Raw genomic sequence first — 23,923 nt, forward strand, 5'->3', positions numbered from 1 at the left:
CCAACCCCCTTCCGGGGGCGATACCTGCGGCCTGGCGGAGCCGGTTCCGCGGTATCTCTGGAAGAAAGGGGCGCGCTTGAACTGAACCACACCTGAATCTGCTGCGAGTCGCGCCGGAGGACAATGCGCGCCATGCTGCGCACCCCCTCCCTCCGCTTCCTGTGCGTTTCCGGCCTGGCCCTGCTGCCGACCGCCTCGGCCCTGGCCCAGTTCGATCCCGCCAAGGTGTGGACCGAGCCGCCGGCCATTGCCGCGCGCTTTCCCGATCCGCCGGTGAGCTACGCCACGCCTGGCTTTCGCCCGGGCCGCACCGACTTCCCCTCGCATGCCGAGATGCTGGCCTTCCTGGACGAGCTGGCGCGCCAGTCGCCCAACGTGCGCGTCGAGCGCATCGGGACATCGCAGCAGGGCCGCGAGATGCCGCTGGTGGTGCTGGCCGAACAGGGCCGCGTCGACCCGGCCCGGCCCACGGTGATGGTGATCGGCCAGCAGCATGGCAACGAGCCGGCCGGCGGCGAGGCGGTGCTGGCGTTGGCGCAGCAGTTCGCCTCCGAGCCGGGCTCGGCGCTGCTGAAGAAGGTCAATCTGGTCCTGGTGCCGCGCGGCAACCCCGACGGCGCCGAGCGCTTCACCCGCGTCACCGCCAACGGCATCGACGTGAACCGCGACCACCTGCTGCTGCGCACGCCCGAGGCCCGCGTGATCGCGGCGGCCACCCTGCGCTACGCGCCGCAGGTGGTGCTCGACCTGCACGAGTTCACAGTCGGCGGCCGCTGGATCGACAAGTTCGGCGCCGTCATGAAATACGACGGCCTGCTGCAGCCGGCCACCGTGGGCAACCTCGACGCCGCCATCGCCGCGAGCGCGCAGCGCGACTACGTCGACGCCATCCAGGCCGCCTTCGCGCGCGCGGGCCTGCAGGGCTTCAAGTACCACACCACTTCCGGCGGCAAGGCGGACGACCGCACCGTGTCGATGGGCGGCGTGCAGCCCGACACCGGCCGCAACGTGAGCGCGCTGCGCCAGGCCGTGAGCCTGCTGCTCGAGGTGCGCGGCGTGGGGCTCGGCCGCGCGCATTTCGCGCGCCGCGTGCATACGCAGGTACTGGCGGCCACCACCGTGATCGAAACGGCGGCGCGGCAGGGGCCGGCGCTGATGCAGCTCACCGCCCAGGCCGGCCAGCGCGCGAAGGCCCAAGCCTGCCAGGGCGACGTGGTGGTCGAGGCCTGGCAGACGCCGACGCGGCAGCGCCTCGACTTCCTCGATGCCAGGACCGGCGAGGACAAGGCCGTCGACGTCGACTGGCGCGCCGCCGAGCCGCTGAAGATCGTCAATGCGCGCCCGCGCCCCTGCGGCTACCTGCTCGCTTCGAGCGAGACTGTGGCCGTGCAGCGCCTGCAGATGCTGGGCGTGCGCGTGGAGCGCATCGACAGCGCGGCACCGTGGTCGGTGGAGCGCTACGAAATCCTTTCGCAGACCGACGGCCAGCGGCAGGACGCGCGCGGCGCCATCGAGGATGGCGAGGCGATCCGCGCCTTCCGCGTGCGGCTGCGCCATGGCCGTGCGGTGGTGCAGCCGGGCAGCTTCTACGTGTCGCTGGCACAGCCGCTGTCGCCGCTGGTCAGCGCGGCGCTGGAGCCCGATTCGCAGAACAGCTATGCCGCCAACCGGCTGCTGGAGATCGGCGACGACAGGCTGCTGCGAGTGCCGGGGCCGGCCCCTGCGGGTGTCTGGCACTGAGCGGTGTCAGGCGCGGGAAGAGGGGCCCGCTTCCGAAGGCGAACCCGGCAGCCCGAACTGGTGCCACGCGCGGCGCAGCTGCGTGTCGGAGCCGAAGCCCGACTGCTCCGCCGCCCGCGTCACGCTGGCACCCGAGGCCAGCGCCAGTTGGGCCGTCGCGAGCCGCAGCCGCCGCAGGTAGGCCAGCGGCGCCACGCCCGCATGCTCGACGAAGAGCCGTGTGAGGTGCCGCGCCGACGTATGCGCCACCTCGGCCATGCGCGGCACGTTCCAGTCGGCCTGTGGTTGCTCGCTCACGGCGTCCTGCACGCGGTGCAGCGCGGCGTGCAGATGGTTGCGATGGGCGAGGAAGGGCGAGAGTTCCGGATCGTGTGGCCCCCGGCGCAGCGGCATCACCATCGACTGCGCGACCTGCGCCGCGAGCGCCTCGCCGCACAACTCGCCGATGCGATGCAGGATCAGGTCGATGCCGGTGGTCACGCCCGCGCTGCTGTAGAGCGGCGGATCGATCACGAACACCCGGTTGCTCACCACCTCGCAGCGCGGCTCCACCTCGCGCAGCTCGCCCAGGTGATGGTGGTGCGTGGTGGCGCGCCGGCCCGCCAGTGCCCCGGCGTGCGCCGCCAGCACTGCGCCGGCGCACACCGTCACCAGCTCCAGCCGGCCGCGCTCGAAGCGCAGGCCGCGCAGCCAGTGCAGCAGATCCTGCGTCTCAGGGTTGTCGATGGCGATGGCGTCGCCGGGCAGGCCCACCAGCACGACCCAGCCGGGGCCGTCCCAGGCCGTGGGCAGCGGCGAGAGCCCGGCCAGAGCCACGCCCACCGAGCCCATGGCCGTCGGCCGCGGGCTGGCGAATTCGATGGCGAAGCGCTCGGCCCGCCCCGCCGCGCGCAGCCGCTGATTGGCGATGCGCAGCGCCTCCGCCGGCCCGGCCCAGTCGAGCACGAGGCTGCCGGGCAGAAGGACGAAGACTACGCGGATTGGGGCGGGCTCGGGTTGCTGCGGTTCCATTCGTAGTCCATCTGGCGCGCGGTGCGCTCGGCGAGTTCGAGCCCGGCCAGCCGTTCGACGAGGTGCAGGCTCATGTCGATGCCGGCGCTGATGCCCGCGGAGCTGACGATGCGGCCGTTGTCGACCCAGCGCACGCCCTCGCGCACGTCGAGCGAGGGGAAGCGCTCGCGCAGATCGGCGATGTCTTCCCAGTGGGTGGTGACGGCGTCGTTCGTCACCACGCCGCTGGCGGCAAGCAGGAAGGCGCCGGTGCAGACGGACGCGACGATCTTCGCTTCGGCGGCGGCGCGGGCGATCCAGCGCAGCGTCTCGGGGCTGGCCATCGGCACGTCGACCACGCCGCCGGGGACGATCAGCACGTCGGCTGGCGGGCTGCCGGCCAGTGCGTGGTTCGCCAGCAGCTGCAGGCCGGCGCGCGCCTGTACGGGCTGGCCTGCGGCGGCGAGCGCTACCGAGGCGACCTCGAACGGTGCCGCCGAGTCCGGCCGCATCCGCTGCCCGACCCGGCTCGCGGTGGTGAACACCTCGAAGGGGCCGGCGAAGTCCAGCGCTTCCACGCCGTCGAAGGCGAGGATCAGCACGCGCAGGCTGGCGCTGTCGCTCATGCCGCCGCCCGTTCCAGCGCCTGCGCCACGGTGCAGACGGTGGCGAACCGGCCATGCAGCACGGCGGCCGTGCGGGCCTTGATGTCGGCGGCGGCCAGCGGGCTGCCGTCCGGATGCTTCATGTCGAAGGTGAGGGTGGCGTTGGTGACGTAGTCCACCTCCCAGCCCAGGTCGGAGGCGTGGCGGGTGGTGGTCTCGCAGCATTGCTCGGTGCGGATGCCGCTCACGATCAGCCGGCCGATGCCATTCTGCGTGAGCCACACGTCCAGTCCGCTGTTGACCAGCGCGCTGTGGCGGTGTTTGGTGAAGGTGGCGGCGGCGTCGAAGGCGGCCAGCCCGCCGATGGGGCGAACATGGCCCGATTCGACCGCGAAGGGGTTGCTGGCGTCTGAGGGCTCGTCGGTGTGGAAGATCCGCACGATGGGCAGGCCCGCGGCGGCGGCGCCTTCGATCAGCGCGTTCTGCGCCGCGAAGTAGGGCGCGGCCTGGCTTTCGTTCCAGTAGGCGCGCTGGCGGAACGACTCCTGGGCGTCGATCACTATCAGACAGGTTTTCATGGCGGGGCTCGCGGGCGGGAGCGGAGTGGATGATGCCGCTCATTCTTGCGGCGCGCCAGCTTCCGGTCCGCTCGGCGCCGGACCGGAATCGATCAGATCAGGACATCGGCGAGGCGCAAGCCCGTCAGACCAGCGAAGCCGCCTGCAGCTCTTTCTTCAGGTACGCGTAGTACAGCGGCGCCGCCACCAGCCCCGCGGGCCCGAAGACCGCCTCGGCCACGAACATCACCGCCAGCAGCTCCCACACGCTCATCTGCGTGCGCGCGCCCACCACCTTGGCGTTGATGACGTACTCGGCCTTGTGGATCACGATCAGGAAGATCAGGCAGGCCGCGGCCGTGACCGGCGACACCGACAGCCCCACCAGCGTGATCACCGAGTTGCAGACCAGGTTGCCCACGATCGGCACCAGGCCGGCCAGGAAGGTGAGGGTGATGAGCGCCGGCGTGTAGGGCAGGTGCGCGTCCCACAGCGGCATGACGAAGAGCAGGAAGATGGCCGTCAGCAGCGTGTTGAAGGCCGCGATCCAGAACTGGGCCGCCACGATCTGGGCGAAGGCCTCGCCGAAAGTCTGCACGCGCCGGTGCAGCTGTTCGGCCAGCGGCAGGCGCCGCAGCGGCGCGTGGGCCACGGCGGCCAGGCTGCCGATGATCAGGCCCACATACGAGAAAAGAATGCCGTGCAGCCACGCGCGCCCGGCCACGGCCAGCGAGCCGGCCTGCGCGCGCAGGTAGTTGGCGATCACGCGCTGCACCTCGGCCGCGCCCTCGGGCAGGTAGACAGCGATCTCCACCGGCAGCTTGGAGCGCAGCTCCAGCACGGTGCGCGCGGTGTAGTCGAGCAGCTCGCGGTACTGGTCGGGCGCATCGACGATGTATTCGCGGGCCTGCGACAGCCCCAGCGTGATCAGCGCGATGGGCGCCAGCAGCACCACCGTGACGGCCACCACGCCGGCCCAGCCCTGGGCGCTGCCGGGCCGCCTGGCCAGCGCCGGAATGCGCCCCAGCCCCGAGGCGAGCAGGCGCGCGAACCAGCGCGTGACGAGAAAGCCGATGCAAACGCACAGAAGCCCCGGCAGCAGGTGCTCCCACATCACCAGCATCAGGGCGCCCAGCATCAGCAGGTAGCTGGCGATGGTCACGCCGCGCGGGGCGGCGGGGCGGATGGTGGAGGACGCCGATGAGGCGATGGGCGAGGGCTGCGGCTTGTTGGCCATCCGGTGCGGGTGCGTGCTCTGTTCTTCGAAAAAAGTGGACGCAGCGGCCGGCGGTCAGCCGACGACCACGGCCGCGCCTTCGCCGCGCTCGGCGATCACGCCGATCTCGTGCACCGTCTCGCCGGCGGCACGCAGCGTGGCGGCGCAGGTAGCGGCTTCGGCGGCGTCGATGACCACCACCATGCCGATGCCGTTGTTGAAGGTACGGTTCATCTCGATGTCGTCGATGCCGGCCACCTTCTGCAGCCACGCGAACAGCTCGGTCTGCGGCCAGCTGCCCTTCTTCAGGTGGGCGGCCGTGCCTTCAGGCAGCACGCGCGGGATGTTCTCGAGCAGGCCGCCGCCGGTGATGTGGGCCAGCGCCTTGATCGGGTGCTTGCCCAGCGCCTCGAGCACCGGCTTCACGTAGAGGTGGGTGGGCTCCATCACGGCTTCGCGGAAGGGCTTGCCGTCGAGGGTGGCGGGCAGGCCGCTGCCGGCGCGCTCGATCACCTTGCGCACCAGGCTGAAGCCGTTGGAGTGCACGCCGGCCGAGGCCAGGCCCAGCACCACGTCGCCGGGCTTGACGTTCTGGCCCGTGAGGATCTTCGACTTCTCGACCGCACCGACCGCGAATCCCGCCAGGTCGTATTCGCCGGCCGGGTACATGCCGGGCATTTCGGCCGTCTCGCCGCCGATGAGCGCGCAGCCCGAGAGCTCGCAGCCGCGGGCGATGCCGCCGACGACCGCAGCGGCCGTGTCCACGTCGAGCTTGCCGCAGGCGAAGTAGTCGAGGAAGAAGAGGGGCTCGGCGCCCTGCACCAGCACGTCGTTGACGCTCATGGCCACCAGGTCGATGCCGACCGTGTCGTGCATGTTCCATTCGAAGGCCAGCTTGAGCTTGGTGCCCACGCCGTCGGTGCCGCTCACGAGCACCGGCTCCTTGTAGCGCTTGGGCACCTCGAACAGGGCACCGAAGCCGCCGATGCCGGCCAGCACGCCTTCGCGCAGGGTTTTCTTCGCCAGCGGCTTGATGCGGTCGACCAGGGCGTCGCCTGCATCGATGTCGACGCCGGCGTCCTTGTAGCTGAGCGGGGTGGGCGTGGAGGAGGTCATGGGTGGTCGGTGTCGGGAAGGACGCGAAAGGACGTGAAGGGTGGGGCGAAAGGGGCGCCGGCAACCATGGTGGCCGGGCCGATAGAATTCCCGATGATTTTAAGGGCCCCCGCGGCCCCCTCCATGAACCTTCCCGGGATGAAACAGCTCGCGCTCGATATCGGCATTGCGACGGGCCCCAGCTTCGACGCCTTTTTCGCCGGCCCCAACGAGGCGGCTCTGCGGCACCTGCAAGTGTGGGTGGGCGGCGCCGGCAGCCCCGCGCTGCACTCGCCGGTGCCCACCTACCTGTGGGGCGACGGCGGCAGCGGCAAGACCCATCTGCTCGAATCGGTGCGTGTCGCACTGCGCGAGCAGGGCGCCAGCGTGGGCTGGCTGCACGCCGGTCTGCTGGAGCCGCCCGAGTTCGACGAGCGCTGGGGCGCCGTCCTGCTCGACGACGTGCACCTCTACACCGCCGTGCAGCAGCACGCGGCCTTCAACTGGTTCGTCAACGCCCAGACGCTGCAGCGCGGCGTGGTCGCCGCCGGCGCATTGCCGCCGGCCGACCTGCCGCTGCGCGAGGACCTGCGCACCCGCCTCGGCTGGGGCCATGTGTTCCACATGCAGGTGCTCAGCGAAAGCGAACGCCGCGCGGTGCTGCGCCAGGCCGCCGACGCGCGCGGCGTGATGCTGTCGGACGACGTGCTCGACTACATGCTCCACCGCTTCAGCCGCGACCTCGGCAGCCTGATGGAGCTGCTCACGCAGCTCGACGGCTACGCCCTGCAGACGCAACGCGCGATCACCATTCCGCTGATCCGCTCCATGCTCGAGAACGAATAGAAGAGCGAACAAGGCTTCCAACAACAAATGATCAAGAAATTCATCGACAAGCTGCTCGGCAAGGGTGCCGGCGGCACGCAGGGCAAGAGCCGCTTCGGCAAGCGCCAGGAGGTGCCGGCCGAGGTCCACGGAATCGATCCGGCCCTGGTCGACGAGCGTGCGAAGAACGTGGTGACGACGCTTCAGCAGGCAGGCTACGAAGCCTATGTGGTGGGCGGCGCGGTGCGCGACCTGCTGCTGGGCCTGCGCCCCAAGGACTTCGACGTGGCCACCAACGCCACGCCGGAGCAGGTGAAGGCGCTGTTCCGCCGCGCATTCATCATCGGGCGGCGCTTCCGCATCGTGCACGTGGTGTACGGCCGCGGGCGCGAGCACGAGGTGATCGAGGTCTCGACCTTCCGTGCCTACATGGACAACGCTGCCGCCGAGCAAGTGGCCGGCAACGAGCGCACCAGCAAGGGCGAGCTCGCGAGCATGAAGCACGCGGTGGACGCCAGCGGCCGCGTGCTGCGCGACAACGTCTGGGGTCCGCAGGAAGAAGACGCCGCGCGCCGCGACTTCACCGTGAACGCCATGTACTACGACCCGGCCAACCAGGTGGTGGTGGACTATCACAACGGCATCAAGGACGCCCAGAAGCTCACCCTGCGCATGATCGGCGACCCGGCCACGCGCTACCGCGAAGACCCGGTGCGCATCATCCGCGCCATCCGCTTCTCGGCCAAGCTCGCGGCCCTGGGCTTCAAGCTGGAGGCCAAGACGGCCGCCCCGCTGGTCGAGTCGAGCAAGCTGCTGGCCGACGTGCCGCAAAGCCGCCTGTTCGACGAGATGCTCAAGCTGCTGCAGACCGGCCACGCCATCGCCACGGTCGAGCAGCTCAGGAAGCTCGGCCTGGCCCGCGGCATCTATCCGCTGCTCGACGTGGTGGTGGAACGCGCCGACCAGCCCTTCGTGAAGGCCGCCCTGCAGGACACCGATCGCCGCGTGGGCGAGGGCAAGCCCGTGGCGCCCAGCTTCCTGCTGGCCTGCGTGCTCTGGGCCGACGTGCGCGACGGCTGGGCCCAGCGCCAGGAAGGCCGCAACGGCCAGCGCGCGCAGCCGCCGTTCCCGGCGCTGCAGGACGCCATCGACGACGTGTTCAATGCGCGCATCGGCGACGTGTCGGGCCGCGGCAAGCTCGCGGCGGACATGCGCGAGATCTGGATGATGCAGCCGCGCTTCGACAAGCGCACCGGCTCCACGCCCTACAGCCTGGTCGAGCAGGCGCGCTTTCGCGCCGCCTTCGACTTCATGCGCCTGCGCGCCGACGTGGGCGAGGTGAGCGAAGCCATCGCCGAGTGGTGGCAGGAATTCAGCACCGCCGACGACGTGCGCCGCACCGACCTGCTGGAGCAGGTGCGCGAGGAGCAGAAGGTGCGCCAGCGCGTGCGGGTGCGCGAGACGCCCCAGCCCCCGAAGCCGCGCGGCGAGCTGGCGGGACGCCGCGCCGCCGATGCGGGTCGGGATGCGGGCCGGAATGACGAGGGCGACGAGGTCGAGACCGCGGCCGTGCCGCCCGATGGGGAAGCCGTGGCGCCGCGCAAGCGCCGGCGCCGGCGCAAGCCGCGCACCGGAGGTGGCGGCGGTGGTGAGGGCGGCGCAAGCGCTGCAGGCGCATGACGAACAAGCCCGACCGGTCCAGGGGCGACGGCAGGAAAGGGAGCGCGCCCCGCGCTCCCGCGGGCAAGCGCGCTGCGATGCCACCCGCGAAGCGCCCTCCGGCCCGGCCCTCTGGCGGTTCGCCTGCGCGCCGTCCGAAGGAGGACTACCCGACCGTGCAGGCCTTCATCGCCATCGGCGCCAACCTGGGCGACGCCCAGGCGGCGGTGAAGGCGGCCATGGAGGCCATCGGCACCATCGAGCGCACCGTGGTCACGGCGCGCTCGTCGCTGTACCGCAGCGCGCCCATCGAATCCTCGGGGCCCGACTACATCAATGCCGTGGTGGCGGTGCGCACCGGCCTGACGGCCGAGGCATTCCTCTCGGAACTACAGCTGCTCGAAGAGCAGGCCGGCCGCGAGCGGCCCTTTCCCAACGCGCCGCGCACGCTCGACCTCGACCTGCTGATGCACGGCAATTCGGTGAAGGACACACCCAAGCTGAGCCTGCCGCATCCCCGCATGCGGGAGCGGGCCTTCGTGCTCAAGCCGCTGGCCGAAATCGCCCCCGACAAGGTGCCGCGCGCGGCGCTGGCGCGGGTTTCGGACCAGGTCATCGAGCGCATCCGCGGCTGACCGGCGGCCGGGCGAGAGCCCGCCCGGCCGGCCCGATACCGCCCTCCCGGTACACTTGCACGGTTTTTCATCACGCTGTCACACGCTTGTGGCAGGCAAGTCCCGAGATCCCAGGAGAGCGCCACCCATGTTCGGCAAGCTGCTGCCCCGCGAGGGGAATTTTTTTGAGATGTTCAACCAGCACGCCGAGCGCATCGTCGAGGCGGCGCGGGCGTTCGAGCAACTGGTGACCAACTACAGCGACGTGCACCTGCGCGAGCAGTACAACCGCGACGTCGACAACGCCGAGCGCGCCGCCGACCGCGTGACGCACGACGTCAACCGGCTGATCCACAAGACTTTCATCACGCCCATCGACCGCGAGCAGATCCACAAGCTCATCAACACGATGGACGACGTGGCCGACCTGATCCAGGACTCGGCCGAGACCATGGCGCTGTACGACGTGCGCCACATGACCGAGGAAATCGTGCGCCTCACGTCGCTGAGCGTGAAGTGCTGCGACCGCCTGAAGGACGCCGTGAAGTTCCTCGGCCGCATCGCCGACCCGGCGGTGGCCGAGGCCACCCTCAAGACCTGCGAGGAGATCGACCGCCTCGAGTCCGACGCCGACCGTGTGATGCGCAGCGCCATGAGCAAGCTGTTCCGCGAGGAGCCCGACGTGCGCGAGGTGATCAAGCTCAAGGCGATCTACGAGCTGCTGGAGACGATCACCGACAAGTGCGAGGACGTGGCCAACGTGATCGAGGGCATCGTCCTCGAGAATTCGTAAGCGGGCAGCGACCGATGGCAACGGTTCAGGTCGCCCTCTGGGTGGTTGTGGTGCTGGTCGCTCTGGCGATCCTGTTCGACTTCATGAACGGATTCCACGACGCCGCCAATTCGATTGCGACGGTGGTCTCCACCGGGGTGCTCCGGCCGGGGCAGGCCGTGGTCTTCGCGGCCTTCTTCAACCTGGTCGCGATCTTCATCTTTCATCTGAGCGTGGCCGCCACGGTGGGCAAGGGCATCGCCCAGCCCGGGGTGGTCGACGTGCACGTGGTGTTCGGCGCGCTCGTCGGCGCCATCAGCTGGAACCTAGTGACCTGGTACTACGGCATTCCGAGCAGCTCGTCGCATGCGCTGATCGGCGGCATCGTGGGTGCCGTGATCGCCAAGACCGGCACCAGCGGCCTCGTCGCCTCCGGCATCTGGAAGACGGTGGCGTTCATCTTTGTCTCCCCGCTGCTGGGCTTCCTGCTGGGCTCGCTGATGATGGTCGTGGTGGCCTGGGGCTTCCGCCGCGCCACTCCGTCGCGCATCGACCGCTGGTTCCGCCGGCTGCAGCTGGTCTCGGCCGGCGCCTACAGCCTGGGCCACGGCGGCAACGACGCGCAGAAGACCATCGGCATCATCTGGATGCTGCTGATCGCCACGGGCTACGCTTCCGCCGGCGAATCGGCGCCTCCGAACTGGGTCATCGTGAGCTGCTATGCCGCGATCGCGCTGGGCACCATGTTCGGCGGCTGGCGCATCGTGAAGACCATGGGCCAGAAGATCACCAAGCTCAAGCCCGTGGGCGGCTTCTGCGCCGAAACCGGCGGCGCGCTGACCCTGTTCCTGGCCACCGCGCTGGGCATTCCGGTGTCGACCACCCACACCATCACCGGCGCCATCGTCGGCGTGGGCTCCACGCAGCGCGCGAGCGCGGTGCGCTGGGGCGTGGCGGGGAACATCGTCTGGGCCTGGATCTTCACGATCCCGGCTTCGGCGTTCGTGGCGGCTATTGCTTACTGGATCAGCATGCAGCTGTTCTGACGGCGGCTACTGCGAAATCTTCCGCCCCTCTTCGATCTGGTGCTCGAAGTAGCGCTGGAAGCTGAAGACGATGCTGGCCATCAGGATCGTGCTGCCGAAGAAGAGGGCCAGCACGACGGCGCCGATGGTGAACCAGTTGGTGCGGCCGGGTTCGGCATCCGCCGGGGCGCTGGCGTTGAAGCGGGCGTTCCACTTCTCGGGTGTCATGAGGCCGTAGACGATGGCCATCAGCGCGCAGCCGGCGATGGTGAAGCCCAGCAGCGGGATCAGCGCCCAGCTCAATCCGTCGTCCACGCCGTACATGCGCATGCGCTCGATGCCGTAGACGCCCAGCGCGGTGGGAATGGGCAGCAACCAGCCGAGCCAGTCGCCCATGCCGCGCAGGTAGAAACGGTGCAGCCCCAGGGGGCCGCCGAGGAAGGAGAGCCAGGCGGCAACGGTCTTGTTTTTCATTCGGGTCTGGTGGTGCTGCCTTCGCCGAGCACCTTTTCCATCAATACGACGTCGCGCCATTCGCCGAACTTCCAGCCACAGTCCTTCAGCACGCCGACGTGCGAGAAGCCCTGGCTGCGATGCACGCCGATGGAGCCCGCGTTGGCCGAGTCGCCGATCACCGCGATCAGCTTGCGCACGCCCGCTGCCTCGGCTGCCTGCGACAGCGCCGCCAGCAGCTTGGCGCCCAGACCCTTGCCGCGTGCTGACTCCGACACGTAGATCGAGTCTTCTGCAGAGAAACGGTATGCGGGGCGTGGCTTGAACCAGTTGCAGTAGGCAAAACCCAACACTTTTCCGTCTTCCTCGGCAACCAGGTACGGCAGGTTCCTGGAGAGCACGTCCGCGCGGCGGGCGGCCATGTCGCTGGGGGAGGGAGGCTCTGTTTCGAAGGTGCCGGTGCCGTGCAGCACGTGGTGGGCGTAGATGGCCGTGACGGCCGCGATGTCTGCTTCGGTGCAGGGGCGGATGGCGAGGGGCATGCGGGTGAAACGGATGGCGTGAGGCCGGAATTCGGACAAAAACGCGGGTCGGGCTATAATCGCGGGCTTTTCAGCGTGTCGCTGGCCGGGTGGCCAGTCGCGTGTCTCGACGCTGGAAGAACATTGTGAGCGGGCCTTTTCCAATCCACGAGGCCTGCTGACCACCCAAGGATAAATCATGGTCGTCATTCGACTCTCCCGCGGCGGCTCCAAAGGCCGTCCGTTCTTCAACATCGTCGTGTCGGACAAGCGCGTTCGCCGCGATGGCCGTTTCATCGAGCGTCTGGGCTTCTACAACCCGATCGCCAAGGAAAACGAAGAAAGCATCCGTATCGCCCAGGACCGTCTGGCGTACTGGAAGAGCGTCGGCGCACAAGCTTCGCCGACCGTTCTGCGCCTGATCAAGCAAGCTGCAGCCGCAGCTCCCAAGGCGGCGGCCTAAGCCGCCCGCACGGCGATGCTGCCCGCACTCGAAGCCGCCGAATTGCCGGCGGATGCGATCGAAGTAGGGCGCATCGCCGATGCCTGGGGCATCAAGGGCTGGTTCAAGGTCCTGCCCCACAGCGCCCAGCCCGAGGCGCTCTTCTCATCGAAGCGCTGGTTCCTGCAGGCTCCCGGAGCCTCGGCGAGCACAGCCTTCCGGCTCGCGATCCGCGAAGCCAAGGAACATTCCGACTGCATCGTCGCCACGTCCGAAGACGTGCCCGACCGCAACGCCGCCGAGGCGCTGCGCGGCGCGCGCGTGTTCGTGCCGCGCTCCAGCTTTCCGACGGCCGGCGACGACGAGTACTACTGGGTCGACCTGATCGGCCTGTCCGTGGTCAACCGCGAAGGAGTGGCGCTCGGCACGGTGCGCGAGCTGCTCGCAACGGGCCCGCAGACCACTCTGGTGCTTGCCGCCGAAGAAGGCGGCAAGGCCATCGAGCGGATGGTGCCCTTCGTCTCGGCTTTCGTCGACAAGGTCGACTTGCCCGGGCGCCTCATCTCCGTCGACTGGCAGCCGGACTACTGACCGGCGCCCCGCGCGGCATGCGCTTCGACGTTCTCACGCTCTTTCCCGAACTTTTCGCGCCCTTCATGGCCAGCGGCGTGACGCGCCGCGCCTACGAGTCGAAGCAGGTCGAAGTGGTGCTGTGGAATCCGCGCGACTTCGCGCAGGGCAACTACAAGCGCGTGGACGACCGGCCGTTCGGCGGTGGTCCCGGCATGGTCATGATGGCCGAGCCCCTGTCCGACTGCCTCGACGCGGCGCTGGCCGCGCGTGGAACCGAAGCGCCGGTCATCCTGTTTTCTCCCATCGGCGAGGTGCTGCGGCACGAGGTGGTCGAGCGCTGGTCGGCAAGCGAGGGCGCCGTGCTGGTGTGCGGCCGCTACGAGGGCATCGACCAGCGTTTCATCGATGCGCGCGTCACCCACCAGATCAGTCTTGGCGATTTCGTGCTTTCCGGTGGCGAGATCGCGGCCATGGCGCTGCTCGATGCGGTGGCGCGGCTGCAGCCGGGCGTGCTCGGGGACGAGGCCAGCCATGTGCAGGACAGCTTCAATCCGGCACTCGACGGCCTCCTCGACTGCCCGCATTACACGCGGCCCGAGCAATGGAACGGGCAGGGCGTGCCGGCGCCGTTGCTCTCGGGCCATCACGCGCAGATCGAGCGCTGGCGGCGCGACCAGCGCCTTGCCATCACGGCCGGGCGGCGCCCCGAGATCATCGACGCGGCCCGTGCGGCGGGACGTCTTGGCAAGGCCGATGAGGCCGCGCTGAAAAAAAAGCTATAATCCCGGGTTCCCCGATCCTCTGTCCGGCCGCGCCCGGTCTTCCCATGGAAGCCAAAGGCGCCTTTTGTGTAGCCCGGCACGATCGAATTTCAGGAAATCATGAACCTCATCCAGACCCTCGAGCAGGAAGAAATCGCCCGTCTCGGCAAGACCATCCCCGAATTCATGCCCGGTGACACGGTCATCGTCAGCGTGAACGTCGTCGAAGGCACCCGCAAGCGCGTGCAGGCCTACGAAGGCGTCGTGATCGCCAAGCGCAACCGTGGCCTCAACAGCGGCTTCACCGTGCGCAAGATCTCCAGCGGCGAAGGCGTGGAGCGTACCTTCCAGACCTACAGCCCGCTGATCGCCGGCATCGAAGTCAAGCGCCGTGGCGACGTGCGCCGCGCCAAGCTGTACTACCTGCGCGACCGCAGCGGCCGTTCGGCACGCATCAAGGAAAAGCTGCCGAGCAAGTCGACGGCTGCGACGGCCGCGTAAAGCAGCCTTCCTGTCGTGCAAGAAAAGCCGCCGTTCTGGCGGCTTTTTGCGTTGTTGCCCCCGCTCAGCGACAACTTTCCGTTTTTCCGCTCTACTTCCGCTCTGTTTCACTCAACCCCGACCCCGGTACCTTTCATCTCTTGACCAACTCATCCATTTCCCCGCAGGCCGCCTCCGCCGAAATCGTCAACGCCGTGGCGCCGCCCACGCTGATGCAATTCGACCCGCGCAAGGTGCCCTTCGTGGCTGGTGAGGTCGAGGGACTGCCGCCGGTGGCTGCGGAGCAGCTGACGGCACAGGCGCTGCGCACGCGTTTCGCCACCCCTCCCGCCTGGACGCCCGAGTTGCGCCGCGAGCCGCGCATGACCGATCGCGTTCCGGCCCAGGCTGCAGTGCTGGTGCCGATCGTGCAGCGTCCGGAGGGCGCGACCGTGCTGCTCACCGAGCGAACCTCGAACCTGTCGACCCACTCGGGCCAGGTCGCCTTTCCCGGCGGCCGCGTCGATCCGGAAGACGCCAACATCGCCGCCGCCGCCTTGCGCGAAGCCTGGGAGGAAGTCGGCCTCTCGGCCCGATACATCGAGGTGCTCGGCAGCCTGCCGACGTACACGACCGTGACCTCCTTCATCGTGACGCCGGTTGTCGCGCTGGTGCAGCCCGATTTCGAGCTGACCATCAACCCCTACGAGGTTGCCGATGCCTTCGAGGTGCCGCTCGCCTGGCTGATGGATCCGGCCAATCATCGTCACCACACCGTGCCAGCACCCGACGGCACCCGGCGCCAGTGGTACTCCATGCCTTACCAGGACGGCCCGGACGAGCGCTTCGTGTGGGGCGCGACCGCCGGCATGCTGCGCAATCTTTACCGTTTTCTGGCGGCTTGAGCCCAGCCTGAATGCGGCCTGAACCTTCAGGCGCTCTCGCTATCATCGAAGGATGAGCTTTTTTGCCATCCTGTGCGCGCTGCTGATCGAGCAGGTGCGGCCGCTGGGCCCGCACAACCCCGTGTACGGCGCGGTGCTTGCGTGGACGCGCTGGACCAGCCGCAACTTCGACGCGGGCAAGCCGCATCACGGATGGATCGCATGGGGGCTCGCTGTATTCGTGCCCACGATTGGCGCACTCGGCGTGCACTGGCTTCTGGTACTTACGCTCGGCCTTCCTTTCGCGGTGCTCTGGAGCATCGCGGTGCTCTACGTCACGCTGGGCTTCCGGCAGTTCAGCCACCATTTCACCGACATCCGCGACGCGCTCGACGAAGGCGACGAGCCCCTGGCGCGCTCGCTGCTGGCGCACTGGCAGGGTGTCGACGCGGCAGATCTGCCGCGCAGCGAGATCGTGCGCCACGTCATCGAGCATTCGGTGATCGCCGCGCACCGCCACGTGTTCGGCGTGCTCGCATGGTTCTCGATCATCGCGGCCGTCGGCCTCGGGCCCGCAGGCGCCGTGTTCTACCGGATGAGCGAGTTCGTCTCGCGCTACTGGGCACACAAGAACGGCGCCGCGGTCCAGCCTTCCAGTGTTTCGGTGCAAGAGGCCGCGGACCGCGCCTGGCACGCCATCGACTGGCTGCCCGCGCGCATCACTGCGCTGGGCTTCGCGGTGGTCGGCAGCTTCGAGGAAGCGATCGACTGCTGGCGCAACGACGCGCAACGCTTTCCCAACGAGAACGACGGGGTGATCCTCGCGGCCACCTCGGGAGCGGTCAATGTGCGTCTGGGCGGCGGCTCGCTGCGGCCGATCCCGGTTGCCGACCCGCTGCCGCGCGCCCAGGCCGGTGAATCGCTGGCCGATGGCCGCCGCACCGACAGCGGCAGCACGCCGGGCCGCGAACCCGAGCCAGGCCATCTGCGCAGCGTCGTGGGCCTTGTCTGGCGCTCGGTGGTGATGTGGATGGTGCTGCTGGCCCTGCTGACCCTGGCTCGCCTGCTCGGCTGAGCGAAAGCGAAGCCATGACCCAGCAACAGCAGCAGCCGGTACCGGCCTTCTGGAGCCCCCGGATCGCCGCGCTCGAGCCCTATGTGCCCGGCGAGCAGCCGCGTATCGCGAACCTCGTCAAGCTCAACACCAACGAGAACCCGTATCCGCCATCGCCGGTTGCGGTGGAAGCCATCCGCCGCGCCGCCGAAGACGGCCTGGAGCGCTACCCGGATCCCACCTCGCTCGCGCTGCGCGAGGCCGTCGCCCGCCGGCATGGCCTGGAGCCCGGCGAGGTCTTCGCCGGCAATGGTTCCGACGAGGTGCTCGCGCACGCCTTCTTCGCGTTCTTCCAGCAGGCCGCCCCCCTGCTGATGCCGGACGTGAGCTACAGCTTCTACAGGGTCTATGCGCAGCTCTACGGCATCGCCTGCGAGCAGCAGCCCGTGGACGAGGGCCTGGGCATCGACGTCGATGCACTCGCGGTTCGTGCGCGCCGGGGGTGCGCGGGCATCGTCATCGCGAATCCGAACGCGCCGACGGGCATCGGACTGCCGCTGTCGCGCATCGAGCAATTGCTCGAAGCCTGCCCCGATCGCGTGGTACTGGTCGATGAGGCGTATGTCGACTTCGGTGGCGAGAGCGCGCTGCCGCTGATCCGCAAGTACCCCAACCTGCTCGTGGTCCAAACCCTCTCGAAGTCGCGCGCATTGGCCGGCTTGCGCGTGGGCTTTGCCTGCGGGCAGGCGCACCTGATCGACGCCCTGGTCCGCGTCAAGGACAGCTTCAATTCGTACCCGCTCGACCGGCTGGCCTCGGCGGGCGCCGTCGCCGCGCTCGAGGACGAAGCCTGGTTCCGCGAGGCCTGCGGCAAGATCGTCGACACCCGCGAGGGCCTGACCCTCCAGCTCGAGGACCTGGGCTTCGAGGTGCTGCCCTCGCAGACCAACTTCGTCTTCGCGCGCCACCCGAAGCGCGATGCGGCCGAACTGGCCGCATCGCTGCGCGAGCGCGCAGTGCTGGTGCGGCACTTCAGGCAGCCGCGCATCGCGCAGTACCTGCGCATCAGCATCGGTACGCGGGAGCAATGCAGCGTGCTAGTGCAGCGGCTGCAGGACATCCTCGACTCGACTCCATGAAAGATTCCCAACCCATGCCGGTCCAGGACTCCGATCCGCGCGCCGAGGCTTGCGCCGCCTTCTGGGAGGCCGTGAGCACCCGGCTCGAAAGCCTGCGGGCCTTGCCTGCCCGTGAGCTGATGGAGGGGCTGAACCAGCTGCTGGAGCCCCATTTCCCGAGGCTGGCGGCCGAGGTGGCCGGCGATCCGCCCGTCTTCAAGCTCGTGCTGACCGCCCATGGCTCGGTGGACGACTTCGAGGACCTGATGATGCTGGTGCAGTCCAGCCCCAGGCTGCCGCGTGTGGAGGTGGAAGCCTTCCGCCAGCGCGCGAGCGATGGCTTCGGCATGCGCATGAACAACTTCGAACTGGCGAACTCCGAGGTGCTGGTCAAGCACGAGCCTTACCGCGGGCGGGTGGCGCTGGAGATCGGCTTCGCCAAGCCGATCCCGATGGACATGCAGGACCACGCACGCCACATGAGCCTCATCATGCTCGACCACGTCCTGGGCGAGTACGACTTCGCTGTGAAGGTGGGCGCGGTCGATTACGTGGAGGCCGATGCGCAGGCTGGTTTCAAGGGCGTGCCGCTCGACGATTTCGTCCCCCTGTTCGACGCCTGCTGGCGGGACGAACTGGGCCACACCGGCGTGTTCGCGCCGGGCGAGCATGCCTGGTCGGGTGTGAGCGCGACGCGCACGGCCGAGGACGGCCGCGAGATCGAGATGATCGTGATGCGCAACGACAGCGCCACCGCGCTGGTGGGCCGTGCCGACCTGTGCCATCGCCTGTCCGTGGCGGTTCCGGTCGAATCGGGCGAGGAGCTGGAAGAGGCTCGCGGCTATGAAGACCGGCTGACGGCGCGGCTGCAGGTGCACGAGGCCGGCTGCTGCACTCACGTGGTGCTGGAGGAGGGCGTGCGCACCATCCACTTCCAGGTGACCGATCCGGACAGCGCGATCACGCAGGCTCAATCGCTGCAGGACGACATGGATCTGGCTGCGACGATGGAACTGGTCTTCGACCCGACCTGGCAGTCGTACCGGGTCTGGCTCGGCTGAGCCTGCGGCCGGCTGCGCTCAGTAGCGCTTCTGGCTGAGTTCTTCGAACAGCTCGCCGTAGATCCTGTAGCGGCTCGCGCTGATGGCGCCCGGCACGTCGGCGGTTTCCACGTTCGCGATCACGCCGCAGCCCGGCTCGTGCAGGTGCGTGCAGTTGTAGAACTTGCAGTCGCCTGCGTGCTCGGCGATGTCGGGCATGAGGCTGGCGAGCTGCATCGGCGCGATGTGGTTCAGGCCGAATTCCTGGAAGCCCGGCGAATCGATCAGGCCGGTGGTGCGGGCCTCGTCGATCCAGTACCAGGTGGTGCTCGTGGTGGTGTGCTTGCCGGAGTTGAGCGCCTGCGAGATCTCCTGCGTCAGCACGGCCGCGCCAGGCACCAGCAGGTTGGTCAGCGTGCTCTTGCCCGAGCCGGACGGGCCCAGTACCAGGGTGGACTTGCCGGCGAGCAGCTTCATCAGCGAGGCGCGGTCCGCCTCCGCCGAAGCCTTCAGCGACAGCGGCAGCACGCCGTGGTGCATGCGTCGATAGGGCGCCAGCCTGGCCCAGGCGCGCTCGAAGGGCTCGACCAGGTCGCTCTTGTTCAACGCGATGATCGGCGCGATGCGCTCGGCCTCGGCGGCGATCAGCGCGCGGGCCAGCTGATGTTCGGAGAACTCCGGCTCCGCGGCGATCAGGATCAGCACATGGTCGAGATTGGCCGCGAATGACTTGGTGCGGATCTCGTCCTGCCGGTAGAAGAGATTGCGCCGCGGCAGCACCTGCTCGATGGTGCCTTCGTCCTCGCTGGCCTGCCAGTGGACGCGGTCCCCGACCACGGCCTGGCTCTTCTTGCCGCGCGGATGGCAGATCAGCCGTTCGCCTGCGGGTGTTTCGACGAGGCAGTGACGCCCGTGGCTGGCGACGACGAGGCCTTCGTGGAGTGCCTTCGCAGCGGCGGCTGCGGGCGCGGCGCGGCCGGGCTTAGCCAAGGGCGCCTTCCATCAGGCGGCGGGCGCGGCGCCGACCAGCGCGTCGGCCTGGCGGGCGCAGTCGAAGTCGGTGGTCGACAGGCCGCCCACGTCGTGCGTGTTGAAGCGCACCACGCAGCGGTTGTAGTGCACCGACAGGTCGGGATGATGATCTTGCGTGTGCGCCACGAAGGCGAGGGCGTTCACGAAGGCGATGGTCTCGAAGTAGTTGGCGAAGCTGAAGGTTTTTTCGATGGCGACATCGGCGCCGTCGCCTGTGAGCTTCCAGCCGTCGAGGCGCGCCAGGCCCGACACGATCTCGGTGGCGCTCAGCGCCTTGCGGGGAGGGAGGTTCTTCCAGTCCTTGGGATTGAACATGCTGCTCATGATGGGCTTCTTCGAGTGAGGGGCGCGGCCGGGTCAGGCCGGGGCTGCCATGCGCGCGAGGCGCTCGGAGGCCGGGGGATGCGAATAGTAGAACTTGACGAACACGGGGTCGGGCGTGAGCGTCGAAGCGTTGTCCTGGTAGAGCTTGAGCAGGGCGGCCGACAGGTCGGCGCCGCTGGTCTGGGCCACCGCATAGGCGTCGGCCTCGAACTCGTGCTTGCGCGACAGCAGCGCGGGCAGCGGCGCTACGAAGAAGCCGAACACCGGCACGGCGAGCATGAACAGCAGCAGCGCCAGCGCGCTGTTGGGCGCCGTCATGTTGGGCTGCACGCCCAGGCCGGCATAGAACCAGACCTGCGTCGACACCCAGCCCAGCAGGGCGAAACCAGCCAGGCTCAGCGCGAACATCGCAATCAGCCGCTTGACGATGTGACGGTGCTTGAAGTGCCCCAGCTCGTGCGCGAGCACTGCTTCGACCTCGCCGGCATTCAGCTGGCGCAGCAGCGTGTCATAGAACACCACGCGCTTGCTGGCGCCGAAGCCAGTGAAGTAGGCGTTGGCATGGGCGCTGCGCGTGCTGCCGTCCATCACGAACAGGCCCTTGGCCGCGAAGCCGCAGCGCTTCATGAGGGCCGTTACGCGTTCCTTGAGCGTGGGGTCGTCCAGCGGCTGGAACTTGTTGAACAGCGGCGCGATGAAGGTCGGGTAGATCAGCATCAGCAGCAGGTTGAAGCCCATCCAGGCGCCCCAGGCCCACAGCCACCACAGCTGGCCGGCTGCGCCCATGAGCCAGAGGATCAGGGCGGCGATGGGCAGTCCGATCACCGCGCCCAGGAGCGTGGACTTGAGGGTGTCCGCCAGCCAGAGCTTCCAGGTCATCTTGTTGAAGCCGAAGCGCTCCTCGAGCCTGAAGGTCTGCCAGAGCGTGAAGGGCAACTCGAGCAGCCCGCCGATGGCCGCGAAGGCTGCCAGCAGCACCAGTTGCTGCACCATGCCGCCGCCGATCCAGCCCAGCAGGAGCTTGTTGAGAAGGTCGAGGCCGCCGAGCAGGGTCCAGCCGAGCAGCAGCGCCGCGCTCCATGCCATCTCGACCAGGCCGAATCGCGCCTTGGCGATCGTGTAGTCGGCCGCCTTCTGGTGCGCGGCGAGGGTGATGGTCTGCGCGAAGGCTGCAGGGACGGTGCCGCGGTGCTGCGCCACGTGGCGGACCTGTCGCGTGGCCAGCCAGAACTTCACGAGCAGGCCCGCGACGATCGCGGCCGCGAAAGCGATGGTGAAGATGAGCGAATAGGACATGGATCGGCGAGTTTAGCCCTCGCTATCCGGGGCCGCAGCCCTTCGACGACAATCCTGCGATGCCTGAATCCCTTGACCCGACGCCCTCCGCAGCCGCCCCGACCCTGAAGAAAAGCGACCAGAACCTGGTCTGGCTGGACTGCGAAATGAGCGGTCTGGACCCCGAGAAAGAGCGCCTGCTCGAAATCGCCGTGGTCGTGACCGGCCCCGACCTCACGCCCCGTATCGACGGCCCCGTGCTCGTCATCCACCAGAGCGACGCCGTGCTCGACGGCATGGACGCCTGGAACAAGGGAACCCATGGTCGCAGCGGGTTGATCGACAAGGTCAAGGCATCGACCCTCGACGAGGCCGCCGCCGAGCAGCAACTGCTGGAATTCATCGCAAAGTACGTTCCGCGCAGCGGCTCGCCCATGTGCGGCAACACCATCGGACAGGACCGACGGTTCCTCGTCAAGTACATGCCCAAGCTCGAGGCGTACTTCCACTACCGCAACCTCGACGTGAGCACGCTGAAGGAACTGGCCAAGCGCTGGAAACCGGCGGCCTACAACGCCTTCAAGAAGCAGCAGGCCCACACGGCGCTGGCCGACGTGCACGAATCCATCGAGGAGCTGGCGCACTACCGAGAAACCTTCCTGCGCCTGGCAGATTGAGTGAGGCACGGAATTAGGTAAAACCCCGAATCCGTGCCATAATCGCAGGCTTCGCTGGCCGGGCGGGCAAATTTGAGCCCGGTGAGCGTTTCTCGCATCTCCCTATCTTGCACACCGCGCCCGATCGCAGCATCTGCTGATCAAAAAGGGCCGCAGCCTCGGGCACCCGCCCGGAGTTGAATGTCGTTGGATGGTTGATGTTTTTAACCACCCAACGGGGCGCCGTCCACGGCGGCGCTCGCGTTTGAGATTGAAATTCATGACCGACGCTTTTGAAGCGCAGGGCGAGTTCGCGCCTGTGCAATCCGCTACCCACAACGAATTCACCGCCGCCACGGACACCGTGTCCGAGGCTCCCATCCTCGAAGCGCTGGACGGCGCCGCTCCCGAAGCAGCCACAGCCGAGGAACCGAGCGCGCCCAACGGCTTTGCCAAGCTGGGCCTCGCTCCCGAGCTGATCGCCGCCGTCGCGGACATGGGCTTCACCCAACCCACCGCCGTGCAGGAAAAGGTCGTTCCCATCGCCATGGGCGATCAGGACGGCGCAGCCAAGTCGACGCGATTCGTCGACCTGATGGTCTCCAGCCAGACCGGTTCGGGCAAGACCGCAGCCTTCCTGCTGCCCGTGCTGCACACCCTCATCAAGCGCCAGGCCGAAGCCGAGGCGGCTGCCCGGGCCGAGTTCCAGCGCCTGGCCGAAGAGGCCGCCGCCCGCGGCGAAGCCCCGCCCAAGAAGCCGAAGCGCAAGGATCCGACCAACGCGCGCCATTTCAAGGCCGCCACGCCCGGCGCCCTGGTGCTGTGCCCCACGCGCGAACTCGCGCAGCAGGTCGCACACGACGCCATCGAGCTGGTTCGCCACTGCCGCGGCCTGCGCATCGCGAACGTGGTGGGCGGCATGCCCTACCAGCTCCAGATCGCCCGCCTGCAGAACGCCGACCTCGTGGTCGCCACGCCGGGCCGCCTGCTCGATCTGCAGCGCTCGATGCAGATCAAGCTCGACCAGGTCAAGTTCCTGGTGGTCGACGAGGCCGACCGCATGCTCGACCTGGGCTTTGCCGATGACCTGGCCGAGATCAACCAGCTCACCATCGAACGCCAGCAGACCATGATGTTCAGCGCCACCTTCGCGCCGCGCATCCAGCAGCTCGCTGCCCGCGTGATGCGCGAGCCGCAGCGCGTGACCATCGACAGCCCGCAGGAAAAGCACGCCAACATCAAGCAGGTGCTGTTCTGGGCCGACAACGCCCAGCACAAGCGCAAGCTGCTCGACCACTGGCTGCGCGACACCAGCATCAACCAGGCCATCGTGTTCGCTAGCACGCAGGTCGAGTGCGACGGCCTCGCCAACGACCTGCAGCAGGACGGCTTCAGCGCCGTCGCGCTGCACGGCGCCCTGAGCCAGGGCCTGCGCAACCGCCGCCTGATGGCGCTGCGCAACGGCCAGGTGCAGATCCTGGTGGCCACCGACGTGGCTGCGCGCGGCATCGACGTGCCGACCATCACCCACGTCTTCAACTTCGGCCTGCCGATGAAGGCCGAGGACTACACCCATCGCATCGGCCGCACCGGCCGCGCGGGCCGGGACGGCATCGCCGTCACCTTCGCGGAATTTCGCGATCGCCGCCGGATCATGGACATCGAGCACTACAGCCGCCAGCAGTTCAAGGCCGAGGTGATCCCCGGCATGGAACCGCAGCAACGCATGCCGCAGTCGCGCCCTGATTTCGGTGGCCGCGGCGGTCGCGACGGTCACTCGCGTGACCGCAAGTTCGGCGGTGGCGGCGGCTACCGTGGCGGCAATGGCGGCGGCTATGCCGGCGCCAGCGGCTTCAACGACCGCAACTCGCGCGGCCCCGGTGCATCGGGCTCGCGTGGCGGCTACCAGGGCCAGAACGCCGGCTTCGGCGGCGGCCGTGACGAAGGCGGCAACGGCGGCGGCTATGGCCGCAAGCCGGGCTGGGGCGACAGCGCTCCGCGCGGCGGCCACGGTCACGGCGGCGGCCGCGGCGACGGCGGTTTCGCGCCCCGCGGCAATGGCGCCGGCCATGGCGGCCCGGGCAAGGTGTTCGTGCCCCGCGATGCGCAGAAGCGCGCGTTCAAGCCCGGCCGCTGACCTTCCGGGAACGCAGCCTGACGGCTGCGCCCTCCCATCCTTGCGAAAGCCCGCGTTCTCACGAGCGCGGGTTTT

At 68.6% G+C, this 23,923-nt stretch carries 26 protein-coding genes; 16 read left to right on the forward strand and 10 right to left on the reverse strand.

The features are described 5' to 3' along the window. Positions 1 to 132: 132 nt before the first annotated feature. Positions 133 to 1,740: a M14 family metallopeptidase gene (locus EJP67_RS16135; protein ID WP_165909636.1), complete on the forward strand. Its 1,608-nt coding sequence runs from the start codon at positions 133 to 135 to the stop codon at positions 1,738 to 1,740. A 6-nt stretch (positions 1,741 to 1,746) separates the two neighbouring features. On the opposite strand, the gene EJP67_RS16140 is transcribed toward EJP67_RS16135, so the two are convergent. The 5 genes from EJP67_RS16140 to purM form a co-directional block, all read right to left on the reverse strand. After that, complete coding sequence (locus tag EJP67_RS16140) at positions 1,747 to 2,751, reverse strand: GlxA family transcriptional regulator (RefSeq protein WP_126022724.1); 1,005 nt, start codon at positions 2,749 to 2,751, stop codon at positions 1,747 to 1,749. Next, the gene (locus EJP67_RS16145; RefSeq protein ID WP_126022725.1) at positions 2,712 to 3,356 is read right to left on the reverse strand and encodes a DJ-1/PfpI family protein; all 645 of its coding nucleotides are present in this window, start codon (positions 3,354 to 3,356) and stop codon (positions 2,712 to 2,714) included. The genes EJP67_RS16140 and EJP67_RS16145 overlap by 40 nt, the downstream gene beginning before the upstream one ends. Continuing rightward, positions 3,353 to 3,913 (reverse strand): cysteine hydrolase family protein, encoded by a 561-nt coding sequence (locus EJP67_RS16150; RefSeq protein ID WP_126022726.1) that lies wholly within the window; start codon positions 3,911 to 3,913, stop codon positions 3,353 to 3,355. The genes EJP67_RS16145 and EJP67_RS16150 overlap by 4 nt, the downstream gene beginning before the upstream one ends. 124 nt (positions 3,914 to 4,037) lie before the next feature. Next, positions 4,038 to 5,129, reverse strand: coding sequence for an AI-2E family transporter (locus EJP67_RS16155; protein ID WP_126022727.1), 1,092 nt, complete (start codon positions 5,127 to 5,129; stop codon positions 4,038 to 4,040). Between the two features lie 54 nt (positions 5,130 to 5,183). Next, positions 5,184 to 6,224, reverse strand: a complete 1,041-nt coding sequence (gene purM, locus EJP67_RS16160; protein WP_126022728.1) for a phosphoribosylformylglycinamidine cyclo-ligase — start codon at positions 6,222 to 6,224, stop codon at positions 5,184 to 5,186. 138 nt (positions 6,225 to 6,362) lie between these two features. Here purM and hda point away from each other — a divergent pair, with 138 nt between their 5' ends. The 5 genes from hda (at position 6,363) to EJP67_RS16185 (ending at position 11,119) form a co-directional block, all read left to right on the forward strand. Continuing rightward, positions 6,363 to 7,049, forward strand: coding sequence for a DnaA regulatory inactivator Hda (gene hda / locus EJP67_RS16165; RefSeq protein WP_301506698.1), 687 nt, complete (start codon positions 6,363 to 6,365; stop codon positions 7,047 to 7,049). A 27-nt stretch (positions 7,050 to 7,076) separates the two neighbouring features. Next, positions 7,077 to 8,708 carry a polynucleotide adenylyltransferase PcnB gene (gene pcnB / locus EJP67_RS16170; RefSeq protein WP_126022730.1) on the forward strand — a complete coding sequence of 544 codons (1,632 nt, stop codon included), beginning with the start codon at positions 7,077 to 7,079 and terminating at the stop codon, positions 8,706 to 8,708. A gap of 155 nt (positions 8,709 to 8,863) precedes the next feature. Further along, on the forward strand, positions 8,864 to 9,322 hold the full coding sequence (folK, locus tag EJP67_RS16175) for a 2-amino-4-hydroxy-6-hydroxymethyldihydropteridine diphosphokinase (protein ID WP_126022933.1): 459 nt from the start codon (positions 8,864 to 8,866) through the stop codon (positions 9,320 to 9,322). Between the two features lie 127 nt (positions 9,323 to 9,449). Beyond that, on the forward strand, positions 9,450 to 10,094 hold the full coding sequence (locus EJP67_RS16180; protein WP_126022731.1) for a DUF47 domain-containing protein: 645 nt from the start codon (positions 9,450 to 9,452) through the stop codon (positions 10,092 to 10,094). A gap of 14 nt (positions 10,095 to 10,108) precedes the next feature. Continuing rightward, entirely contained in the window at positions 10,109 to 11,119 is a 1,011-nt protein-coding gene (locus EJP67_RS16185; RefSeq protein ID WP_126022732.1) for an inorganic phosphate transporter, read from the forward strand. 6 nt (positions 11,120 to 11,125) lie between these two features. Here EJP67_RS16185 and EJP67_RS16190 read toward each other — a convergent pair whose 3' ends face one another. Both EJP67_RS16190 and EJP67_RS16195 read right to left on the reverse strand, forming a co-directional pair. Beyond that, positions 11,126 to 11,572 (reverse strand): TM2 domain-containing protein, encoded by a 447-nt coding sequence (locus EJP67_RS16190; RefSeq protein WP_126022733.1) that lies wholly within the window; start codon positions 11,570 to 11,572, stop codon positions 11,126 to 11,128. Beyond that, positions 11,569 to 12,093, reverse strand: coding sequence for a GNAT family N-acetyltransferase (locus EJP67_RS16195; protein ID WP_126022735.1), 525 nt, complete (start codon positions 12,091 to 12,093; stop codon positions 11,569 to 11,571). Before EJP67_RS16195 ends, EJP67_RS16190 begins: the two co-directional genes overlap by 4 nt. Positions 12,094 to 12,271: 178 nt before the next feature. Between EJP67_RS16195 and rpsP the strand changes: the two genes are divergently transcribed. From rpsP to EJP67_RS16235, 8 genes are all read left to right on the forward strand, one after another. Further along, positions 12,272 to 12,535, forward strand: coding sequence for a 30S ribosomal protein S16 (gene rpsP, locus EJP67_RS16200; RefSeq protein WP_028259818.1), 264 nt, complete (start codon positions 12,272 to 12,274; stop codon positions 12,533 to 12,535). Between the two features lie 15 nt (positions 12,536 to 12,550). Next, positions 12,551 to 13,105 carry a ribosome maturation factor RimM gene (gene rimM / locus EJP67_RS16205; RefSeq protein ID WP_126022737.1) on the forward strand — a complete coding sequence of 185 codons (555 nt, stop codon included), beginning with the start codon at positions 12,551 to 12,553 and terminating at the stop codon, positions 13,103 to 13,105. A gap of 17 nt (positions 13,106 to 13,122) precedes the next feature. Then, positions 13,123 to 13,869 carry a tRNA (guanosine(37)-N1)-methyltransferase TrmD gene (gene trmD, locus EJP67_RS16210; RefSeq protein WP_126022738.1) on the forward strand — a complete coding sequence of 249 codons (747 nt, stop codon included), beginning with the start codon at positions 13,123 to 13,125 and terminating at the stop codon, positions 13,867 to 13,869. Positions 13,870 to 13,968: 99 nt separating this feature from the next. Then, complete coding sequence (rplS, locus tag EJP67_RS16215) at positions 13,969 to 14,349, forward strand: 50S ribosomal protein L19 (RefSeq protein WP_026346370.1); 381 nt, start codon at positions 13,969 to 13,971, stop codon at positions 14,347 to 14,349. A 140-nt stretch (positions 14,350 to 14,489) separates the two neighbouring features. Continuing rightward, entirely contained in the window at positions 14,490 to 15,233 is a 744-nt protein-coding gene (locus EJP67_RS16220; protein WP_126022739.1) for a CoA pyrophosphatase, read from the forward strand. A gap of 52 nt (positions 15,234 to 15,285) precedes the next feature. Next, the gene (locus EJP67_RS16225) at positions 15,286 to 16,287 is read left to right on the forward strand and encodes a CobD/CbiB family protein (protein WP_126022740.1); all 1,002 of its coding nucleotides are present in this window, start codon (positions 15,286 to 15,288) and stop codon (positions 16,285 to 16,287) included. Between the two features lie 14 nt (positions 16,288 to 16,301). Next, positions 16,302 to 17,405 carry a histidinol-phosphate transaminase gene (gene hisC, locus EJP67_RS16230; protein WP_126022742.1) on the forward strand — a complete coding sequence of 368 codons (1,104 nt, stop codon included), beginning with the start codon at positions 16,302 to 16,304 and terminating at the stop codon, positions 17,403 to 17,405. Then, the gene (locus tag EJP67_RS16235) at positions 17,402 to 18,445 is read left to right on the forward strand and encodes a hypothetical protein (RefSeq protein ID WP_240650678.1); all 1,044 of its coding nucleotides are present in this window, start codon (positions 17,402 to 17,404) and stop codon (positions 18,443 to 18,445) included. The genes hisC and EJP67_RS16235 overlap by 4 nt, the downstream gene beginning before the upstream one ends. 18 nt (positions 18,446 to 18,463) lie before the next feature. On the opposite strand, the gene rsgA is transcribed toward EJP67_RS16235, so the two are convergent. From rsgA to EJP67_RS16250, 3 genes are read right to left on the reverse strand one after another with little or no spacing between them, the layout of a single operon-like run. Beyond that, positions 18,464 to 19,414: a ribosome small subunit-dependent GTPase A gene (gene rsgA, locus EJP67_RS16240; protein ID WP_126022744.1), complete on the reverse strand. Its 951-nt coding sequence runs from the start codon at positions 19,412 to 19,414 to the stop codon at positions 18,464 to 18,466. A gap of 12 nt (positions 19,415 to 19,426) precedes the next feature. Further along, complete coding sequence (locus EJP67_RS16245) at positions 19,427 to 19,780, reverse strand: 4a-hydroxytetrahydrobiopterin dehydratase (RefSeq protein WP_126022745.1); 354 nt, start codon at positions 19,778 to 19,780, stop codon at positions 19,427 to 19,429. A gap of 33 nt (positions 19,781 to 19,813) precedes the next feature. Further along, positions 19,814 to 21,076, reverse strand: coding sequence for a M48 family metallopeptidase (locus EJP67_RS16250; protein WP_126022746.1), 1,263 nt, complete (start codon positions 21,074 to 21,076; stop codon positions 19,814 to 19,816). 59 nt (positions 21,077 to 21,135) lie between these two features. Here EJP67_RS16250 and orn point away from each other — a divergent pair, with 59 nt between their 5' ends. Continuing rightward, positions 21,136 to 21,732 (forward strand): oligoribonuclease, encoded by a 597-nt coding sequence (gene orn, locus EJP67_RS16255; RefSeq protein ID WP_126022748.1) that lies wholly within the window; start codon positions 21,136 to 21,138, stop codon positions 21,730 to 21,732. 259 nt (positions 21,733 to 21,991) lie between these two features. After that, the gene (locus EJP67_RS16260; protein ID WP_126022750.1) at positions 21,992 to 23,848 is read left to right on the forward strand and encodes a DEAD/DEAH box helicase; all 1,857 of its coding nucleotides are present in this window, start codon (positions 21,992 to 21,994) and stop codon (positions 23,846 to 23,848) included. Positions 23,849 to 23,923 lie beyond the last annotated feature (75 nt).

Origin of the sequence: Variovorax guangxiensis, from assembly GCF_003952165.1 — a bacterium.
GTDB classification, from domain to species: Bacteria; Pseudomonadota; Gammaproteobacteria; order Burkholderiales; family Burkholderiaceae_C; genus Variovorax; species Variovorax guangxiensis.

What these genes read in the sequence shown, in the direction of transcription:
- EJP67_RS16150 (WP_126022726.1), bottom strand. Translation starts at nt 3,913, where the DNA reads ATGAAAACCTGTCTGATAGTGATCGACGCCCAGGAGTCGTTCCGCCAG.
- purM (WP_126022728.1), bottom strand. Translation starts at nt 6,224, where the DNA reads ATGACCTCCTCCACGCCCACCCCGCTCAGCTACAAGGACGCCGGCGTC.
- pcnB (WP_126022730.1), top strand. Translation starts at nt 7,077, where the DNA reads ATGATCAAGAAATTCATCGACAAGCTGCTCGGCAAGGGTGCCGGCGGC.
- EJP67_RS16190 (WP_126022733.1), bottom strand. Translation starts at nt 11,572, where the DNA reads ATGAAAAACAAGACCGTTGCCGCCTGGCTCTCCTTCCTCGGCGGCCCC.
- hisC (WP_126022742.1), top strand. Translation starts at nt 16,302, where the DNA reads ATGACCCAGCAACAGCAGCAGCCGGTACCGGCCTTCTGGAGCCCCCGG.
- EJP67_RS16135 (WP_165909636.1), top strand. Translation starts at nt 133, where the DNA reads ATGCTGCGCACCCCCTCCCTCCGCTTCCTGTGCGTTTCCGGCCTGGCC.
- EJP67_RS16260 (WP_126022750.1), top strand. Translation starts at nt 21,992, where the DNA reads ATGACCGACGCTTTTGAAGCGCAGGGCGAGTTCGCGCCTGTGCAATCC.
- EJP67_RS16235 (WP_240650678.1), top strand. Translation starts at nt 17,402, where the DNA reads ATGAAAGATTCCCAACCCATGCCGGTCCAGGACTCCGATCCGCGCGCC.
- orn (WP_126022748.1), top strand. Translation starts at nt 21,136, where the DNA reads ATGCCTGAATCCCTTGACCCGACGCCCTCCGCAGCCGCCCCGACCCTG.
- EJP67_RS16250 (WP_126022746.1), bottom strand. Translation starts at nt 21,076, where the DNA reads ATGTCCTATTCGCTCATCTTCACCATCGCTTTCGCGGCCGCGATCGTC.
- hda (WP_301506698.1), top strand. Translation starts at nt 6,363, where the DNA reads ATGAAACAGCTCGCGCTCGATATCGGCATTGCGACGGGCCCCAGCTTC.
- rimM (WP_126022737.1), top strand. Translation starts at nt 12,551, where the DNA reads ATGCTGCCCGCACTCGAAGCCGCCGAATTGCCGGCGGATGCGATCGAA.
- rpsP (WP_028259818.1), top strand. Translation starts at nt 12,272, where the DNA reads ATGGTCGTCATTCGACTCTCCCGCGGCGGCTCCAAAGGCCGTCCGTTC.
- trmD (WP_126022738.1), top strand. Translation starts at nt 13,123, where the DNA reads ATGCGCTTCGACGTTCTCACGCTCTTTCCCGAACTTTTCGCGCCCTTC.
- EJP67_RS16195 (WP_126022735.1), bottom strand. Translation starts at nt 12,093, where the DNA reads ATGCCCCTCGCCATCCGCCCCTGCACCGAAGCAGACATCGCGGCCGTC.
- EJP67_RS16180 (WP_126022731.1), top strand. Translation starts at nt 9,450, where the DNA reads ATGTTCGGCAAGCTGCTGCCCCGCGAGGGGAATTTTTTTGAGATGTTC.
- EJP67_RS16225 (WP_126022740.1), top strand. Translation starts at nt 15,286, where the DNA reads ATGAGCTTTTTTGCCATCCTGTGCGCGCTGCTGATCGAGCAGGTGCGG.
- EJP67_RS16185 (WP_126022732.1), top strand. Translation starts at nt 10,109, where the DNA reads ATGGCAACGGTTCAGGTCGCCCTCTGGGTGGTTGTGGTGCTGGTCGCT.
- EJP67_RS16140 (WP_126022724.1), bottom strand. Translation starts at nt 2,751, where the DNA reads ATGGAACCGCAGCAACCCGAGCCCGCCCCAATCCGCGTAGTCTTCGTC.
- EJP67_RS16155 (WP_126022727.1), bottom strand. Translation starts at nt 5,129, where the DNA reads ATGGCCAACAAGCCGCAGCCCTCGCCCATCGCCTCATCGGCGTCCTCC.
- rplS (WP_026346370.1), top strand. Translation starts at nt 13,969, where the DNA reads ATGAACCTCATCCAGACCCTCGAGCAGGAAGAAATCGCCCGTCTCGGC.
- EJP67_RS16145 (WP_126022725.1), bottom strand. Translation starts at nt 3,356, where the DNA reads ATGAGCGACAGCGCCAGCCTGCGCGTGCTGATCCTCGCCTTCGACGGC.
- EJP67_RS16245 (WP_126022745.1), bottom strand. Translation starts at nt 19,780, where the DNA reads ATGAGCAGCATGTTCAATCCCAAGGACTGGAAGAACCTCCCTCCCCGC.